The sequence below is a fragment of the Victivallis sp. genome, assembly GCF_048170485.1.
In the GTDB taxonomy this organism is placed as follows: domain Bacteria; phylum Verrucomicrobiota; class Lentisphaeria; order Victivallales; family Victivallaceae; genus Victivallis.
On sequence record NZ_DBEXAY010000105.1, the window covers coordinates 1 to 17,208 of the forward strand.

At 63.7% G+C, this 17,208-nt stretch carries 15 protein-coding genes; 6 read left to right on the forward strand and 9 right to left on the reverse strand.

Annotated elements, in window-relative coordinates; translation table 11 throughout:
- Positions 1 to 207 precede the first annotated feature (207 nt).
- The 4 genes from ACMLHG_RS05465 to guaB are packed head-to-tail and all read right to left on the reverse strand — an operon-like array spanning position 208 to position 4,721.
- Complete coding sequence (locus ACMLHG_RS05465; protein WP_417169830.1) at positions 208 to 1,482, reverse strand: hypothetical protein; 1,275 nt, start codon at positions 1,480 to 1,482, stop codon at positions 208 to 210.
- Positions 1,483 to 1,508: 26 nt separating this feature from the next.
- A complete protein-coding gene (gene lpxD, locus ACMLHG_RS05470; protein WP_294434649.1) occupies positions 1,509 to 2,555 on the reverse strand; it encodes a UDP-3-O-(3-hydroxymyristoyl)glucosamine N-acyltransferase in 1,047 nt (348 codons plus the stop codon).
- Between the two features lie 21 nt (positions 2,556 to 2,576).
- Entirely contained in the window at positions 2,577 to 3,206 is a 630-nt protein-coding gene (locus tag ACMLHG_RS05475) for an OmpH family outer membrane protein (protein WP_295808362.1), read from the reverse strand.
- Between the two features lie 18 nt (positions 3,207 to 3,224).
- A complete protein-coding gene (gene guaB / locus ACMLHG_RS05480; protein ID WP_294434653.1) occupies positions 3,225 to 4,721 on the reverse strand; it encodes an IMP dehydrogenase in 1,497 nt (498 codons plus the stop codon).
- Positions 4,722 to 4,947: 226 nt separating this feature from the next.
- Here guaB and ACMLHG_RS05485 point away from each other — a divergent pair, with 226 nt between their 5' ends.
- From ACMLHG_RS05485 to ACMLHG_RS05505, 5 genes are read left to right on the forward strand one after another with little or no spacing between them, the layout of a single operon-like run.
- Positions 4,948 to 6,219, forward strand: a complete 1,272-nt coding sequence (locus ACMLHG_RS05485; protein ID WP_417169831.1) for a hypothetical protein — start codon at positions 4,948 to 4,950, stop codon at positions 6,217 to 6,219.
- Between the two features lie 13 nt (positions 6,220 to 6,232).
- Positions 6,233 to 6,589 (forward strand): dihydroneopterin aldolase, encoded by a 357-nt coding sequence (gene folB / locus ACMLHG_RS05490; protein WP_294434657.1) that lies wholly within the window; start codon positions 6,233 to 6,235, stop codon positions 6,587 to 6,589.
- 15 nt (positions 6,590 to 6,604) lie between these two features.
- Positions 6,605 to 7,156, forward strand: coding sequence for a flavin reductase family protein (locus ACMLHG_RS05495; RefSeq protein ID WP_295808359.1), 552 nt, complete (start codon positions 6,605 to 6,607; stop codon positions 7,154 to 7,156).
- Between the two features lie 17 nt (positions 7,157 to 7,173).
- A complete protein-coding gene (gene mutS, locus ACMLHG_RS05500; RefSeq protein WP_294434662.1) occupies positions 7,174 to 9,702 on the forward strand; it encodes a DNA mismatch repair protein MutS in 2,529 nt (842 codons plus the stop codon).
- A gap of 32 nt (positions 9,703 to 9,734) precedes the next feature.
- A complete protein-coding gene (locus tag ACMLHG_RS05505; RefSeq protein WP_417169832.1) occupies positions 9,735 to 10,814 on the forward strand; it encodes an NADH:flavin oxidoreductase in 1,080 nt (359 codons plus the stop codon).
- Positions 10,815 to 10,823: 9 nt separating this feature from the next.
- On the opposite strand, the gene ACMLHG_RS05510 is transcribed toward ACMLHG_RS05505, so the two are convergent.
- The 3 genes from ACMLHG_RS05510 to ACMLHG_RS05520 form a co-directional block, all read right to left on the reverse strand.
- A complete protein-coding gene (locus ACMLHG_RS05510; protein ID WP_417169833.1) occupies positions 10,824 to 11,825 on the reverse strand; it encodes an NAD-dependent epimerase/dehydratase family protein in 1,002 nt (333 codons plus the stop codon).
- Positions 11,826 to 12,015: 190 nt separating this feature from the next.
- Positions 12,016 to 12,747: an SDR family NAD(P)-dependent oxidoreductase gene (locus ACMLHG_RS05515; protein WP_417169834.1), complete on the reverse strand. Its 732-nt coding sequence runs from the start codon at positions 12,745 to 12,747 to the stop codon at positions 12,016 to 12,018.
- Between the two features lie 33 nt (positions 12,748 to 12,780).
- A complete protein-coding gene (locus tag ACMLHG_RS05520; protein WP_295808351.1) occupies positions 12,781 to 13,566 on the reverse strand; it encodes a type I 3-dehydroquinate dehydratase in 786 nt (261 codons plus the stop codon).
- Between the two features lie 212 nt (positions 13,567 to 13,778).
- Between ACMLHG_RS05520 and ACMLHG_RS05525 the strand changes: the two genes are divergently transcribed.
- A complete protein-coding gene (locus ACMLHG_RS05525; RefSeq protein ID WP_294434671.1) occupies positions 13,779 to 14,561 on the forward strand; it encodes an AraC family transcriptional regulator in 783 nt (260 codons plus the stop codon).
- Between the two features lie 18 nt (positions 14,562 to 14,579).
- Here the strand turns inward: ACMLHG_RS05525 and ACMLHG_RS05530 are convergent, their stop codons facing one another.
- Both ACMLHG_RS05530 and ACMLHG_RS05535 read right to left on the reverse strand, forming a co-directional pair.
- On the reverse strand, positions 14,580 to 16,037 hold the full coding sequence (locus tag ACMLHG_RS05530; RefSeq protein WP_417169835.1) for an MATE family efflux transporter: 1,458 nt from the start codon (positions 16,035 to 16,037) through the stop codon (positions 14,580 to 14,582).
- A gap of 105 nt (positions 16,038 to 16,142) precedes the next feature.
- Positions 16,143 to 17,099 carry a LacI family DNA-binding transcriptional regulator gene (locus ACMLHG_RS05535; protein ID WP_417169836.1) on the reverse strand — a complete coding sequence of 319 codons (957 nt, stop codon included), beginning with the start codon at positions 17,097 to 17,099 and terminating at the stop codon, positions 16,143 to 16,145.
- Between the last annotated feature and the right edge of the window lie 109 nt (positions 17,100 to 17,208).

Here is a 17,208-nt window from a genome sequence, read left to right on the forward strand (position 1 = left end):
GCGGAAGTTCGAATATCCGCCTCCGCCCCGACCGCGCACCACAGAAGCCGGAAATTCCCGCCACAGTACCGCCCTCGCCCATCCGAAGAGGCCTGGAGTGCACCCATCTCTCCCGCTCCCCACGCCCGTTATTTCACCGTCGTTTCAGCCGAAAATGACGGATTTTATCGTTATTTCTGCGGAAAAACGGCGGATTCCTGGGATCCGTCAGTTGCGGTTGAGCATCAGAATGGCGGCGCGATCGCCGGCGGCGGCGGCGGCGGAAAGCAGCTTGGCTCCCTCTTCTTCGTTCTTTTCGACGCCGCGCCCTTCGAGAAGACAGCGGCCGAGATCGCGCATCGCTTCCACATTGCCGCGGCCGATCGCACTGCGGAACCAGTAGACCGCTCCGGCCGGATCGGCCGCAATGCCGGTGCCGTCAAGGTAACAGCGGCCCACACGATATTGACAGCGGGGCTCACCGGCACGCGCACCTTTGGAAAACTCTTCGAAGGCGCGCACAGGATTCTTTTCCACGCCGATTCCTTCGGCATAGGCGTTGCCGAGCTTGAAGAAGGCGGGCGGATAGCCCGCATCCGCGGCACGGCGGAAACACTCCACCGCGCCGCCCGGATCGTGCGGCAGATGGTCGCCGGTGAGCTTGTAGTCCCCCAGACGCAGCAGGGCGGGGGGGGACCCCGCCTCCGCCGCCTCTTTCGTCAGCCGGAAGGCCTGCTCCGGATCCGGCCGCCGCCCGTGCCCGTATTCCAGAATCCGGGCGTAGAGCGCTTTCGCATCGGCATCGCCGAGCATCATCGCCCGCTCCACCGCGTCCGCGGCATGCTCCATCGAAGGGGAACCGCCGACGCCGTCGCGACGGCATTCGGCCAGTAGAAGCAGAGCTTTCGGCTCCGGATTCGGTTGCGCCGCGTACTCTTCCAGCCGGGCGCGGAGTTCCGCTGCACAGCTTTTCCGCCGTTCGCGGTCGCTCGCCAGAAGCCGCGCAAGTTCGAATTTAGCCGGAACGAAATTTTCCGCCGAGAGCCGGCGCAGTTCGTCGAGTGCCTTTTCCGGTTCCGCCGGAATTGCCGGACGGGTTCCGGCATCCCCCTTCTCCTCCTTTACGCCGGTGTAGAGCAGCCGCGCCCGGGCAAGGCGCGCTTCCGGGCGGCCCGCTTCCGCCGCACGGGTGTAGAAAGAAAAGGCCTGATTGGCACTCTGCACAGCTCCCCAGCCGCGTTCGAGACAGACCGCGAAGTTGTAGGCCCCCTCCGGACTGCCCTGCTCCGCCGCCTGGCGGAACCAGTAGGCCGCCAGCGTCGGATTGCGCGGACGGTTGCGGCCGAAAAAGAATTCGTTCGCCAGCTGAAGCTGCGCGGCGGTCTCCCCCGTGCGGGCCCGGTCACGCAACGGGTCCGGCGGAAGTTCCTCCTCCGCGGCGGAAAGAGACAAAAAGAGCGGCAATGCGCAGAGTCCGAACAGGAGGTTCCGGATGTGCCGCATTGCCGCCATTTTTCGAAAAACAAGCGTTATTTGGACGCCTTGAGCTCGGCGATCTCCTTCCGGAGCGCCTCCACTTTGGCGGAGAGCTTTTCAAACCGGCTCGGCAGAGTGTGGCGCGCCATGAATTCGCGCTGGGATTCCGCCGGGGTGCCGAGGGCGATCGCGCCGGCCGGCAGGCTCTTGACCACGCCGCTGGTTCCGGCGACCTGAACCCCGTCGCCGAGGGTGATGTGGCCGTTGACGCCCGACTTGGCGGCGAGCACGACGCCGCGGCCGAGTTCGGCACTGCCGGCGATGCCGCACTGGGCGACCAGAATCGAGCTTTCGCCGATCACCACGTTGTGCGCGACCATCACCTGATTGTCGATCTTGACGTTGCTCTTGATCCAGGTCTTGCCGAAACGGGCGCGGTCGATGGTGGTGTTCGCGCCGATTTCGACGTCGTCGTCAATCTGGACGATGCCGGTCTGCGGCACCTTGACCAGCCCCTGCTTGGTCGGGATGAAGCCGAAGCCGTCGCCGCCGATCACCACGCCCGGGTGGATCACCGCCTTGCGCCCGATCACGCAGCGGTACATGACCGTCACGTTGGGGTAGAGCAGCGAACCCGCGCCGATCTTCACGTCGTGGCCGATGTAGCAGCCCGCGCCGATCACGGTGCCGTCACCGATCTCCGCGCCCGCTTCGATCACCGCGTTGGCGTTGATGCTGACCCCCTGACCGAGCTTCGCGTCAGGAGAGACCACCGCCGAGGGGTGGACTCCGACCGGCCACTTCGGCGGCTCCTCCGCGAAGACCGCGATCACCTTGGCGAAGGCGTAATCGACGTTGTCACAGACGATCAGAGTGCGGTCCACCGCCGGAGCATCGGCGAGGTCGGGGCAGACGAGCACCACGCCCGCTTTGGTGCTTTCGAGCTGGTGCTGGTACTTCTTGTTGCCGATGAAGGAGAGCTGATCGCTCTGCGCATCCCGGATACCGGAGACGCTGGAGATGGTGCGGTCGGGCGAACCGATCAGTTTGCCGTTGACCATTTCCGCGATTTTCGCGGCGGTGAGAGTGACGTGGTTCATACAATGCTTCCTTCCTGAAGGTTAAGGTTTGCTGACAGGTTCCGGCGGCGCCGGTTTCGGGGCGGGGGCGTCGACCTTCTTTGTCCTCGTCCGGTTCAGTTCGGTGAGAACGGCGGCGGTGAAGTCGCTGGAGGGCGGGCAGAGCAGCAGAGTCGGCTGTTCGTTCATCGTCTTGCCGGAGCTGTCGAGCACGAACGCATACCCTTCGGCCGCCGCCCGGCGGCGGATTTCCTGGTAAATTTCCGCCATGATCGCTTCGCGCTTCTGCTGCTCGACTTTGCGCAGAGAGGCGCTCCCTTCGGTGGCGTAGAGTTCGATCTCCGCCTCCTTCTGGGAGACCTGGCGCGCCTTGGCGTCCGCCTTGTCGACCGCGGCTTTGCGGTCCGCTTCGGAGAGCGCCAGATTCTGGCTGTTGAGCCGCGCGGCGCGCGCCTCCTCCTTGAGGGTGCGCAACTGGTCGTTGAGCCGCATCAAATAGGTGCGGTACACCTCCGCCTGCTGCTTGATCGCATCTTCGGCAATCCGGCTCTTGTAATATTCGCGGAAGATCTTCTCGAGATTGACCACGCCGATCCGCCCGTTCTCCGCCGCTCCGGCGGCGAGCGCCGAAACGAGCAGCAGCGCGGCCAGAATGTTCCGGATCATTCGCATGAGGCGCCGCCTTTCCGTTCAGTTCGACGCGGTGTAGTTCGGGGCGTCCTTGAGCATGGTCACGTCGTGCGGATGCGCTTCGCGCAGTCCGGCGGCGGTCACCCGGACCATCCGCGCCTTCTCCTGGAACTCCTTGACCGTCCGCGCGCCGCAGTACCCGAAGGAGTAGCGCAACCCGCCGACGAACTGGCAGATCACATTCTTCACCGGACCGCGGAAGGGCACCATCGCCTCGATGCCCTGCGGCACCAGCTTGGAGTCGTCATCGACATCATCCTGACCGTACCGTTCGCGGCTGCCCTTGCCGGTCTTCATCGCCTCCAGACTGCCCATGCCGCGGTAGGAGACGTAGCTGCGGCCCTGGTGGAGGATCATTTCGCCGTTGCTCTCGCTGGTACCGGCCAGCGCGGAACCCATCATCACGCAGTCGGCTCCGACCGCCAGCGCCTTGGCCACGTCGCCGGACTGCTTGATTCCGCCGTCGGCGATCACCGGAACATCCGCCGGAACCGTCTTGGCCACTTCATAGACCGCGGTCACCTGCGGCACGCCGACGCCCGCCACCACGCGGGTGGTGCAGATCGAACCGGGGCCGATGCCGACCTTGATGCCGTCGGCGCCGGCGTCGACCAGCGCCTTGGCCGCTTCCGCCGTCGCGATGTTGCCGGCGACGATATCGACCCGGTCGCCGTAGCGCTTCTTGAAGAGCTTGACCGTCTCCATGACCCCCTTGGAGTGGCCGTGCGCGGTGTCGAGCACCAGCACGTCGACTCCGGCGTTGACCAGCGCGTCGGCGCGGGCCTCGTCATAGGGTCCGATGCCGGCGGCGGCGCGGAGCTGGTGGTGGGAATCGCGGTTGTAGTCCGGCTCGTCCTTTTCGATCAGGGTCTTGACGTCGAGGAAGCTGTAGAGGCCGGTGAGTTTACCGGATTTGTCGACCATCGGCAGTTTGCCCACTTTGTTTTCGACCATGATCCGGTAGGCTTCGTTCATCGAAACCGAATCGCTGGCGGTCACCGGGGTGCGGGTCATCACGTCGCTGATCCGGATGTTGTAGTTGGTGAGGAACTTGATGTCGCGGCTGGTGATGATGCCGACCAGCTTGCCGGAGTCGTCGACGATCGGGAATCCGGAGAAGGAGTACTTCTTGCGCCGCTTCTCCTCCATCATCTCCGCCACGGTCTGATTCGGGTGGAAGACCACCGGGGTGCGGATGACGCCGTTGAGATAGTACTTGACTTTGCGCACCTCTTCGGCCTGCTTTTCGATGGAAAGGTTTTTGTGAATCACACCCAGACCGCCCAGCTGCGCCATCGCGATCGCCATCGCGCTTTCGGTGACTGTATCCATCGCCGCGCTGACGAAGGGGATGTTCAGCGTGACGTTCCGGGAAAACCGGGTCGAGACGTTGGCGTCGTGCGGCAGAAAGTCGGCGTACTGAGTCACCAGGGAAATGTCGTCGAACGTGAGCCCTTCGAACGGAAAAGCGGCCATGAATTGATCGATGTAGCGCATGATAGAATTCCTCAAAGCTGAATTTTGGGTGTTATTTTACTGTGTAATATACCCTCTTCCGGCGGCAGGTTCAACCCGGAATATGAAAAAATCCTCCGCTTTCCTGCGATTTTCCCGCCCTTCCGCCTCTGTTGCCATGGAATTTCCGGAAAAATCTCCGGCACCGCTTTTGCCAAAGTGTCAAAGCGGTGGTATTGTATGAAAAATGTTTTTTCCGGAGGAAACTATGAAAACGATCTTCTCTGCTCTCTTTGCCGGTGCGGCGATGCTTCTGCTCGCCGGGTGTGTCTCTGTTGAAACCGCTCCTGCCGCCGAAACCGCTCCCGCCGCGCCCGCCGGGAACGCGGTGGAGAACCCCGTGAAAAAAGAGGCGGAAAAGGCCGCGCCCGCCCGTCCCTCCCGCGGCGCCGCCGAGGAGGAGGCGATCCGCTTCGCCGGGCCCGGACGCAATCCGGTGGTGGTGTTCGACGCCGGATTCAGCTCGAAACCGGCCGACCCGGAGTGCGGCGGCGCGATGAAGCAGCTGGCCGACGCCGGATACACCGAGCTTTTCCGCTTCTCCTGCGATCCGAAGCTGGACATTCCGGGCAACGCGGCGAAACTGCATGAGTTTCTCTCCGGGCTGCGCGCTCAGCTGCAGAAGAAATACGCTGAAAAGTACCCGAAAACGAAGTGCGACATCCGGTTCGACCTCTTCGCGCCCGGCGTCAGCGGTCTGCTCGCCCGCTACTATCTGCGCTACGGCGGGCAGCTGCTCCCGGAGAACGGCATCTCGCTGCCGCTGCTCGACTGGCGCGGCGCCGGACTGGTGGACAAGGTGATCCTGGTCGGCACGCCCAGTGACGGCACGCTCGGCGTCTTCGCCGAAATGGTCGGTAGAACTCTGCCCGACCCGGCCGCGCCGGTCCTTTCCGGCGTTCCCGCCGCCGCGTCGCCGGCCGCCTATCAGATGTTGCCGGGCGTGAACGGCGGCACGGTCCACTACGCGGATGCGCCCGACGGGCCGGCGCTTGATCTCTTCGACCCGGCGGTCTGGAGCGCCAACCGCTGGGGACTCGCCGATCCGGCCGTGCAGGCCGCTTCGAAGGACGCCGCCGAACGGCTGGATCTCTATCTGCGCCGTGCCAGACAGTTCCGGACCGCGATGGACACCCCCGCGCAGCCGCCGAAAAACGTCGCGCTCTTCCTCTTTGTCGGGAACGGGGTGCCGACGGCCTCCCGGCTGCTGGTCGACCGCCGGACCGGCCGTCTCTCCATCGCCGACTACGCTCCGGGCGACGGCCGCGCCACGGTCGCCAGCGCCCGTTTCGACCGGCGCGGCGGGAAGGCGGAGCCGCCGTTTTCGCAGTCGCCGATCCTCTGGCAGGCGGTCACCCATCTGCCGGTGGGGTATGCGGACTACTTCCGCTCCGACAGCTTCTGGGATGATGTGCGCTACTATCTGCTGATGTTCCCGACCGACCGGCAGCGCGAACTGTATCACCTCAACCGGAAGTGACCGGGAGGCGCGCGTGGACAGAATTTTTCTCTCCGGCCTCCGGGTCAATCCGGTCATCGGCGTCTATCCGGCGGAACGGCTCCGCCGCCAGGCGGTGGTGATCGACGTCGAAATCAGCCTCGATCTCTCCCGCGCGGCGGCGAGCGATGCGCTGGAGGATACGGTCAATTACGCCGAAATCGAAGAACGGATCACCCGTCTGGCTTCGGAATCGAGCTTTCTGCTGATCGAACGGCTCGCCGGCGCCATCGGAGAACTGGTGCTCGAATATCCGCCGGTGGAGCAGGTCCGTGTGCGGGTGGAGAAACCCGGTGCCGCGCGTTACGCCCGCGCCGTCGCCGTCGAAATCACAACCGGGCGCAGCCGTTAGGCGGGGAGAGGTACGATGCTCGGAAAACGTGCCAAACGACCGATCGGACTCGACGAGTTCGATGCCGGAATTTTTTCCATCTGGAACAGAAGACGCATGTTGCTCACCTCCGGGGAGTTCGTCACCGGAATGTTCAACGCGATGCCGGTCAGCAGCGGATTTTTCGGTGAACTGTGGGGCGTGCCGGCGGCGATCGTCTTTGTCCGCCCCCAGCGGCGGACCTTCGAATTTCTCGAAGAGTATTCCACCTTCACGCTCTGCGGATTTTCCGACCGGAAATATCAGGAGGTGGTCGAACAGCTCGGCAGCGTCTCCGGGCGCGACGTGCCGGACAAGATCGCCCGCGCCGGACTCACCCCGGTCGCGGCGAAGAAGGTCGACGCCCCGATCTACCGCGAGGCGGAACTCGCCGTGGAGTGCACCCGGCTCTGCCGCGGCAAGCTCGACGGCCGCAATTTCTTCCTTAAATCCCTGGTGGAGGAGCACTACCCCGACCGCGATTACCACAGCTTCTACATCGGCCGGATCGAAGCGGTCACCGGAATCGGCAAGTACGTGAAGGAATAGAGGGGGAACCGGTCCGGATGGAAGAGAATCTCACCCCGATGATGCGGCAGTACCGGGAGGCGAAGGCGTCGATCCCCGCCGATGCGGTGCTGCTCTTCCGGCTCGGCGACTTCTACGAGGAGTTCTTCGAGGATGCCGAGCGGGTGAGTTCCGTGCTCGAACTCACCCTCACCAAGCGGCAGGGGGTGCCGATGTGCGGCTTCCCCTACCACGCGCTGGAGAACTACCTCCCCCGGCTGGTGGCGGCGGGCGTCAAAGTCGCCATCGCCGAGCAGATGGAGGACCCCAAGCTGGCGCAGGGAATCGTCAAGCGGCAGGTGACCCGCATCATCACCCCGGGCACGATCATCGACAACGCACTGCTCAACCCGGCCTGCAACAACTATCTCACCGCCCTCGTCGCGGGGCGCGACCGCAGTGCGCTGGCCAGTCTCGACATCAGCACCGGAGAGTTCCGGGTCACCGAAACCGCGTCGCCGGAGAAGCTCCGGACCGAACTTGATCGGCTCAACACCCGCGAATGCGTCATCTCCCACAAGCTCGCGGCCGAGTTCCGCGCCAACGACTCCTGGCCGGAGACCCGGAACAAGATCCTCTGGACCGAGCTTGACTCCGACGAATTCGAATTCGAACGCTCGGAATCCTTCCTCAAGGAACATTTTCAGGTCGCCACCCTCGACGGATTCGGCTGCCGCGACCTGCCGCTTTCGGTTGCCGCCGCCGGCGCGGTGCTCCGTTACGCCACCGAGAACCTCCGGCAGGACGCCGCCCACATCAACCGGCTCGAACTCTATTCGCTGGACCATTCGCTCGAGCTGGATTCGATCTCTCAGCGCAACCTCGAACTGGTCGAGACCATGTTCGGCTCCGGCAAGAACGGCTCCCTGCTCGGCGTGCTCGACCACACCGTCACCCCGATGGGCGGCCGCCGTCTGCGCGGCTGGCTGCTCCGGCCGCTCTGCGACCACGACGCCATCGTCGCCCGGCTCGACGCGGTCGAACAGTTCACCCTCGACCCGCTGACGCTGGCCGAACTGCGCGAGACCATCGGCGTCGTCCGCGATCTGGAGCGGATCGTCGGCAGACTCAACGTCGGCAGCGCCGGGCCGCGCGACCTGCAGACGCTCTCGGCTTCGCTCCGGGTGCTCCCCGGCGTCAAGACGCTGCTCGGCGTCTTCGCCGCGCCGCTGCTCGAACAGCTCAACTCCCGGCTCGAACTCTTCCCGGAACTCACCGAACGGATCGATGCCGCGATCGCCGACGAGACGCCGGCACTGCTCGCCGACGGCGGCGTAATCCGGGCGGGATTCTCCCCGCAGCTCGACGAACTGCGCGCCGCCGCCACCGACGGCAAGAGCTGGCTTTCGCAGATCCAGCAGCGCGAACAGGAGCGCACCGGCATCAAGTCGCTCAAGGTGAAGTTCAATTCGGTCTTCGGCTACTACATCGAGGTGAGCAAGGCCAACCTCGCCGCGGTGCCGGAGGACTATATCCGCAAACAGACGCTGGTCAACGCCGAGCGGTTCATCACGCCGGAACTCAAGGAGCTGGAGAGCAAGATCCTCGGCTCCGAGGAGAAGGCGCGCGCGCTCGAATACCAGCTCTTTCAGGAGCTGCGCGAATATGTGCTCGGATTCACCGCGAAGATTCAGAACGCCGCCGACGTGCTTGCCGAGGTCGATGCGCTCGCTTCGCTGGCCGAATGCGCCCGGCTCCACCGCTACTGCCGCCCGCGCATCTTCGAGGATGACCGGCTGATCATCCGCGGCGGCCGCCATCCGGTGCTGGACGCGCTGCTCGGCGCGGAAAAATTCGTCCCCAACGACTGCCTGCTCGACGGCGACCGCAACCGGATGATGATCATCACCGGCCCGAACATGGCGGGCAAATCCACCTACATCCGCCAGACCGCCCTTCTGGTCATCATGGCGCAGATGGGCTCGTTCATTCCGGCGGAATCGGCCGAAATCGGGCTGGTGGACCGCATCTTCACCCGGGTCGGCGCGGCGGACGATCTCGCCCGCGGGCAGAGCACCTTCATGGTGGAGATGGTCGAGACCGCGAACATCCTCAACCATGTCACGCCGAAAAGTCTGGTGATTCTCGACGAGATCGGCCGGGGCACCAGCACCTTCGACGGGCTGTCGATCGCCTGGGCGGTGGCGGAGTTCCTGCACGACGACCCGCAGTGCCGCTGCCGGACCCAGTTCGCCACCCACTACCACGAACTTACCGAACTGGCGCAGACCCGCCGCGGCGTCAACAACTACAACGTCGCGGTCAAGGAGTACGGCGACCAGATCATCTTCCTGCGGCAGATCGTCCCCGGCGCCAGCGACCGCAGCTACGGCATCCACGTCGCCAAGCTGGCGGGGATTCCGGCTCCGGTCATCGAACGGGCCAACGTGATTCTCGAACTTCTGGAGAAGGCCGCCGACGCGCCGCGCGACGCCATCGCCCAGCTGCCGCGCAATACCGTCCGTTCCCGCCGGCGCAAGGGCGCCGCGGAGGAAAACGATGATATGATCCAGCTCCGGCTGCTCTGACCGGGCGGCGGGGAAACGATGTGAGGGGAACCATGGCCAACATTCTGTTTACTCCGGTGAAGATCAACACCATGACCGTGCCGAACCGCTTTGTGCGGTCGGCGACCCACGAAGGGGTGCTCGGTCCCGACGGACTCTGGAACCGGCGCCTCGAAGAGATCCTGATCGGACTGGCCGACGGGGAGGTCGGGCTGATCGTCTCCGGCCACGCCTTTGTCGCCCCCGCCGGACGGGCCGGACGCAACCAGGCTTCCGCCGCGACGGACGCCTGCATCGCCCCCTGGGCGGAGACGGTGGAAAAGATCCACCGGCTCGAGAGCCGGATTGTTCTGCAGCTGGCTCACGCGGGGGGATTCGCACTCGATCCGGAGACCGCCGCCGGTCCGTCGCCGTTTCAGGCTTCGTCGCGCCGCCCTTCCTGCCGCGCCCTTTCCTCCGGAGAGATCGGACAGCTGGTCGAACAGTTCGCCGAGGCGGCGGTCCGGGCGCGGGAAGCCGGATTTGACGGCGTCCAGATCCACGCCGCCCACGGGTATTTGCTGAGCCAGTTCCTCTCGGGCCACTACAACCGCAGAACCGACGAGTACGGCGGTTCGCCGGAAAACCGCTCCCGCTTCCTCTGCGAGGTGGTCGCGGAGATCCGGCGGGCGGTCGGCCCCGCGTTCCCGGTGCTGGTCAAGATCAACAGCGAGGATTTCGTCGCCGACGGCTTTCAGGCGGCCGATTGCGTCGAACTTTGCCGGAAACTCGAAACGCTCGGCGTCGACGCAATCGAACTCTCCGGCGGAGTCCCCGCGGCGCCGCCGGAACTCGGTTCGGTCCGCGCGGTCAATGGCGGCCCCTACTACGTCGACACCGCCTGCCGGGTGCGGAGCGCGGTCCGGATTCCGGTCATTCTGGTCGGCGGGTTCCGGGAGTTCTTCACCTGCATGGAGACCGTGACGAAAGGGGTGTGCGATCTCATCTCCCTTTCGCGGCCGCTGATCCGCGAGCCGGAGCTGGTGCTGCGCTGGCACACCGGAGAGATGGCGCCCGCCGCCTGCGACCGCTGCAACGGCTGCTTCCGGCCGATCGTCGCCGGGCGCTCCTTCGGCTGTCCGCGCCGGAAGTGACCCTTTCGGCTACTTCCGGTTCGCGAGGAAGGAATCCATCCGTTCGTTGACCGGCCACTCGACATCCGCCGGACAGCGGGAGATCTCGTGCTCCAGCCCGTCGTAGAGGGGCATGAGCTCCGCCTGGGTCATTCCGGTGGCGGCGAGGATCTTCGAATTGTCGATGATCCGGTCGAAGAGCCGGTCGTATTCGAGCTGCCACCGGGCGCCGAAGCTGTACGGGTCGGGATTCAGAATCGAAATGTACTCCTCCTTGTCCACCCAGATCGACTGAAGGTTGCAGATCTCCTTGTAGTAGTCGGCGATCTCGCCCCAGGTGCGGTGTTCGGAGGTGGAGACGGTGTAGGTCTCGCCGCGCGCCTGATCGAGGAAGAGCAGTCCGGCGATCATTCGGGCGACGTCGCCGGCCCAGCTCATGGTGGCCTGCACGTTCTTCGCCTGCTCCGGCACCACCGCCGCCTTGCCGGCGCGGGCACGGCCGACGGTGTTCGGGGCCTCCAGCGTCACGAGCTGATAGCGCATGAGCGAATAGGTGATGGCGGGGCGGATGATGGTCCAGTTCTTCCGGGGGAAGCTGCGCAGAATGTTCTCGCCGCGCGCCTTGTAGATCGAATAGTCGTCCGAGTTGCGCAGCACGATGTTTTCGGAGGCGTCGATCAGCCGGGGCGAACTCTCGCGGATCGGATGCTCCTTGTTGTCGTAGATCCGGTAGCTGGAGAGGTAGATGTAGTGACCGGTGTGGTCGAGGAAGCAGGCGAGGCGGCCGGGCAGCTCCCACGAGGAGTAGATCATGAAGTCGACGATGCCGTCGTAACGGTTCTCCAGAAGGCGCGGCAGGACCCCCGGCTCCTTGACGTTGGCTTTGAGGAAGTTTACGCCGGGAACCGGCTCTTTCGGGTCGACCAGGGCGACCGCGTCCACCTGATAGCCCATCGAGGCAAGGCGGGGAACCAGATACTGCCCCATCGCGCCGGTGGCGCCGAGAACGAGAACTTTTTTCGGATGATCCATCTTCTTTCACCTCAAAAACGAATTGAACCGCGCCGGCTGCCGTGTGGCTGGAATTCCGGCTCTTTTTTCAAGATAGCGGCGGAAGCGGTTTTCTCAAATCCGCCCGGCGGCTTTTTCTGTAAAAGAGTGTGCAAAGAGCCGGGCGGTTTCGAAAAAACGGAACCTTTTATGCAAATGAATCAAGCCCGGTTCAGAGGTCGTTGCCGTGCGGTCCTAGGATGCGCCCGCCGTCGATGGTGTAGTCCACGCCGGTGATGAACGAGGCGTCGTCGCCGGCGAGGAAGAGGAGCAGATCCGCCACCTCCTCCCCGAGGCCCGTGCGCCCGATCCAGGTGTAGGGCGTGGATTTGATGTCGTCGCCGATCATGCCGGGGGAGACGCAGTTGACCGTGATGTTCTTTTTGGCCAGCTCCATCGCCATCACCTTGGTCAGCATGATGACGCCCGCCTTGGCGGCGGAATATCCGGCATAGCAGGGCAGACCGACCTCTCCGGCGATGGAGCCGAGCTGGAGGATCCGGCCGTAGCCGTTTGCCAGCATCGACGGCAGAAACGCCCGGGTGACCCGGAAGGTGCCGTTGAGGTTGATGTCGATCATCCGGAGCCACTGTTCCTCGCTGGTCTCGGAGACCAGTGACGGCAGCCAGACGCCGGCGTTGTTGACGAGGATGTCCACCTTGCCGAAGTCGGCCAGCACCTGTTCCGCCATCGCCTGCACGCTCTCGGGCGCCTGCACGTCGAGGGAGTAGGCGCGGGCGTTTCCGCCCTTCTCCCGGAGGGAGGCGGCGACGGCTTCCGCTTTTTCCGCCGCGAGGTCGGCCAGCGCGACGGCGACGCCCTCGGCACAGAGTTTTTCCGCGAGAGAGCGGCCGATTCTGCCGGCCGCGCCGGTGATGACGGCGACTCGATGATCGAACTTCATGATGTCCTGTTCCTTGATGTTTGCCGGTTTTTTTCAGTTGCAGAAGGTTCCGATGTGCCAGGGAATGATCTCCGCCACGCTCTTCATCGACCGCACCGAGGGCTGGGTGAACCCGATGTCCGCTTCGAAATTGTGGACCGCGAAGGTGATCGAAACGCCGAGCTTCAGCCCGAGGTAGCGGTGGAGCCGGCCGAACCGGCCGTTGCAGAGGTGGATGAACGGCGTCTTGAGCTCCCGGTGGAGAAGCATGGTCGCGCGGACCGTCTCGGTGAACTCCTCGTCGGTGTCGGCGGTGGTGACGATCTTCACCACATCGACGCCGCGCTGTTCGAAGGCGCGGAGCTGTTCGAGGATCGCTTCGGCGCTCATCGCCTTGTTCGGGTGGGAGGACATCACCACCTGCGCGCCGATCTCGTGGATTTTGGCGATCAGCTGTTTCTGTTTTGCGATCGCCGCGGGGTTGCGGGTGATCTCGTTGGGGGAGGGGTCGTAGAGGTCGCCCATCACGTCGATCATGCCGCCGCCGGCCTCCGCCGCGGCGAGCAGCAGCCCCTGCCGGCTCTCGTCGTCGTTGGCGATCTTGTGGCGGTCGTTGCGGTAGAAGTAGAACATGAAGGGCAGATTCACGGCGTTGATGACCCGTTCGAGCGACTCCCGGTTGCGGAACTCCGGCCGCAGGTCGCAGAGATCGACGGCGATGGCGTCGGCGCCGTCGAATTCGGCGCCGCGCGACTGGCCGATCAGGCTTTCCGGCGTCTGGCCGGTCATGATTGCGGTGATTACGGTTGCGTTGGGTTTCTGGAAGAATAACCGTCTCATTTCGATACCTCCGGATGCGACAGGTTGAGTTTGTTCCCGCGATTTTCCGCTTCTGCAGACGTAATATACGGTTCTTTTTCCGGAACGGCAATGGCAGAAAACGGTTGTTTTATTGCATTTTTCTCTTATTTTACTTGCAATTCCGCATGGGGGTCGATATATTTTCCCCCATGGGAAACACCGAGATACATCTGCATATGCCGGAACCGTGGATGTGGTATGAAAGTATTTTGTACCCAAAGCCTTATACTACCGCAATCCACCGTCATTCCGCCTGGCAGCTGACCGCGTCGCTGCTGGGGGAATTCCTCTTCCGTATCCCGGATGGGGGGGAGGTGCTGATCCGGCCGGGGGATTGGATTTTACTCTCTCCGGAGCTTCTGCACGACGTCGGGAGCGATTCGCCGCGGTCGCGGGCGATGCAGATCTTCTTCCGCCGCTTTCCGCCCGACCAGCTGCCGGAACCGGCGGAGCGGTTCAATCTGCGGCGGGGAATCTTCCGGACCGGACACGCGCCGGTCGAGGAGTTCGAACGGATTGCCCGCGCCTTTCTGGAGAATGCCGCCGACGACGCGCCGCTGGGCCGTTCGTGGCGGAGCGTGCTCGGGCAGGAGTTCGTCATCACCGCTCTTTCGCACCTCTCCGACCGGCGGGAGCGGGGGCGGAGGATCCATCCGGAGATTGTCCGGATTCTGGAATATATGGAGCTTCACTACTCCGAACCGCTCAGCGTGGCGGATTTCGCCGGCAACGCCGGGTGGTCGGAGAGCCGTTTTTCCGCGATCTTCCGGGAGGAAACGGGCAGTTCGCCGATGCAGTTCTTCAACGCGGTCCGGCTGGGGCGGGCGCAGGGGTTCCTGCTGGACGGGGCGACGGTGGAGGAGGCGTCGCGCCGGAGCGGATTTTCATCGGTGCAGTATTTCTGCCGGATTTTCCGGAAACACACCGGAGTTTCGCCCGGCAGTTTCCGCGCCGCCCCCTTCTCCCACCCGTAGTGCGAAAGAAAAGTGCACTCAGGAGGTGATCCGGTCGTAGACCGCCTGTTCCACCTCGAGCGGTTCGGCCTCGGTGTGGCTGATGAGCTTGATCGTCTTCCATTTGCCGGACTGGAACCGCCAGAGGAAGATCATCGCGTCGATGACGCAGACCATCGCGACGAAGCTCCAGACCACGTAGATGGAGGCGCGGAACACCAGGGTGAGCAGGAGAGTTCCGGGAACCAGCAGTCCCCATGCGGTGAGGGAGTTGAGCAGAAAGATCGCCACCGTGTCCCCGGCGCCGCGCATGGCGCCCATGAAGACGAATTTGATGCTGTCGCAGGCGTTGAAGAGCGCGGCGGCGGCGAGGACGCCGACGCAGATGTTGCTGACCTCGGCGAAATCGACGCTGCTCTGCTGCGCGGGGGAGAAGAATTCCGCGAGGGTGCCCGGCAGGAGCATGTAGACGAGTACGCCGCAGAAGGCGTAGACCGCGGAGATTCTCCAGGCGCGGTAGGCGGCCTGCTGGGCGATGCCGTGGCGCTGCCGGCCGATGTACTGGCCGACGACGATGGCGGTGGAGTCGGAGAGTCCGAGCAGCGGCACGAAGTAGATGTTGTTGATCGACAGGGCGATGACGCTGGCGGCGAGCGCGGCGGGGCCGAGGTGTCCGATCAGGAAGGAGACCATGGTCCAGGCGCCGACGTCGATGAAGGTCTGGAATCCGGCGGGGGCGCCGAAGCGGATCAGTTTCCCGATCAGTTCGGGGCGGAACTCCCACCGTTTGCGGGTGGGGATCTTGCGCTGGTTCTGGGCGTAGAAACAGATCATGGCGGCGGCCATGATGCAGAAGCAGCAGATGCTGGTGGCGATTCCGGCGCCGAAGATGCCGAAGGCGGGCAGTCCGCACTTGCCGAAGATGAAGATGTAGTCGAGAAAGATGTTGAGAAGGCATCCGGAGATGTTGATGACCGCGACCGGAATGGTTCTTCCCTGCCCGGAGAAGAAGGCGAAGCAGGGGGCGGCCATGCAGAGGAAGACGCCGCTGGGCAGGAGGCTGGAGAAGTATTCCAGTTCGCGCGAGATGAGTTCGGCGGGGTGCCCGCTGTGGAGGATGCAGAACCTTCCGATCGGCGGAATGAGGAAGGTGATGATGACGCCGGCGGCGACGGCGAGGGTCTGCCCGGCCCAGACGGCGTGGAGGACGCTGGAGCGGTCGTTGGCGCCGTGGTACTGGGCGACCAGGGCGGAGGTGTAGTTGCAGGTGGACATGAAGAAGGCGAAGAGCGTGAAGTAGAGGATTCCGGCCGGCATGGAGGCGGCGACGTCGAGCGTCGAGTTTTCCGCCAGAAACTTGCGGTCGACGAACTGCATGATGCTGTTGCTCGCACTCATGATGATGAGCGGATAGGCGACGCGGCAGATTTCCAGATAGCCGCCATGGCCGAAAAAATTCCGGCGGCTGAAAGATTTGCGTATTCCGAAGAACTCCATTTTCATCCCTTGTCAAAATTGAAATAGCGGGTAATATACACGCGCCGGAGCAGAAAGCAACTGGATTCCCCCGGAATTGCGGGCTTTTTCCGGGGGGAGACGAGTTCAAAGGATGGCGACGCTGTCGCGTTCGATGAGCTGGTATTCGACCAGAATGTTTTTCTGATGGGGGGTGCCGTCCATCAGGTGTTCGAGCAGATTGAGGCTTTCTGCGGCGAGTTTGGGGAAGTTCTGCGCGAGCGTGGTCTGGCGCGGGCGCAGGAAATTGGAGAGCTGTTCACTCTCCCACCCGACAATCGAGATATCCTCCGGGACCCGTTTGCCGAACTGCTGGAGAATGCCCTGAACCCGGGCGCCGGAACTCTCTCCGTCGGCGGCGAAGATGGCGGTGACGTTCTTGTCGAGCAACGCACCGAGGGCGTTGTAATCGCTTTGCGTGTTGTACAGTTCCACGAAGGCGGTGGATTCCAGCCGGTGTTCCCGCATGGCGGCGAGGAAGCCGGTCTGGCGGCGGATGTCCTTCCAGAATTTCGGGCTGAGGTAGCGGAGAAATCCGATCCGGCGGTGTCCGCGGCTGACGAGGTAATCGACTGCGAGTTTCATCCCCTGCAGTTCATCGGAGGCGACGCTGTAGACCTGGTCGAGGTTGTTGGGGAGGTCGTTGAGGCAGACCAGCGGCAGCGATTTGATGTGGGGCCAGTGCCTGCCGATCCGGCCGAGAAAATCGAAGGAGAGGACGCCGTCGACCAGCGTTTCATTGAGCAGTTCGATATCTTCAAACGAAAGGATGATGGAGCGGTAACCGCGCCGGTAGATTTCCAATGTCAAAGCTTTCTGAAGGGTTGCCGTGTAGGCATCGAACCTGGGGACCTCCACGGAAGGCAGGACGACGCCGATGGTCTTGCGGTGGTTTCCGCTCCGGTAGCCGAGCTCCTCGGCGAGATGGATGATGCGGCTCCGGGTCTCCCTTCCCACTTTGGGCGCGCCGGAGAGCGCCCGGGAGACGGTGGCGATCGAAGTCCCGGCGGCTTCGGCAAGGTCGCGTATGGTGACAGGCTTCATCGTTCTCTCCGTGCTGATTATGTGAATACTATACTGGATGAAAAGAAAAAAGCAACCGGGATTTACATTTTGTTACCCTGATTTTCATCTGTTTTCCTTCAAAAAAATT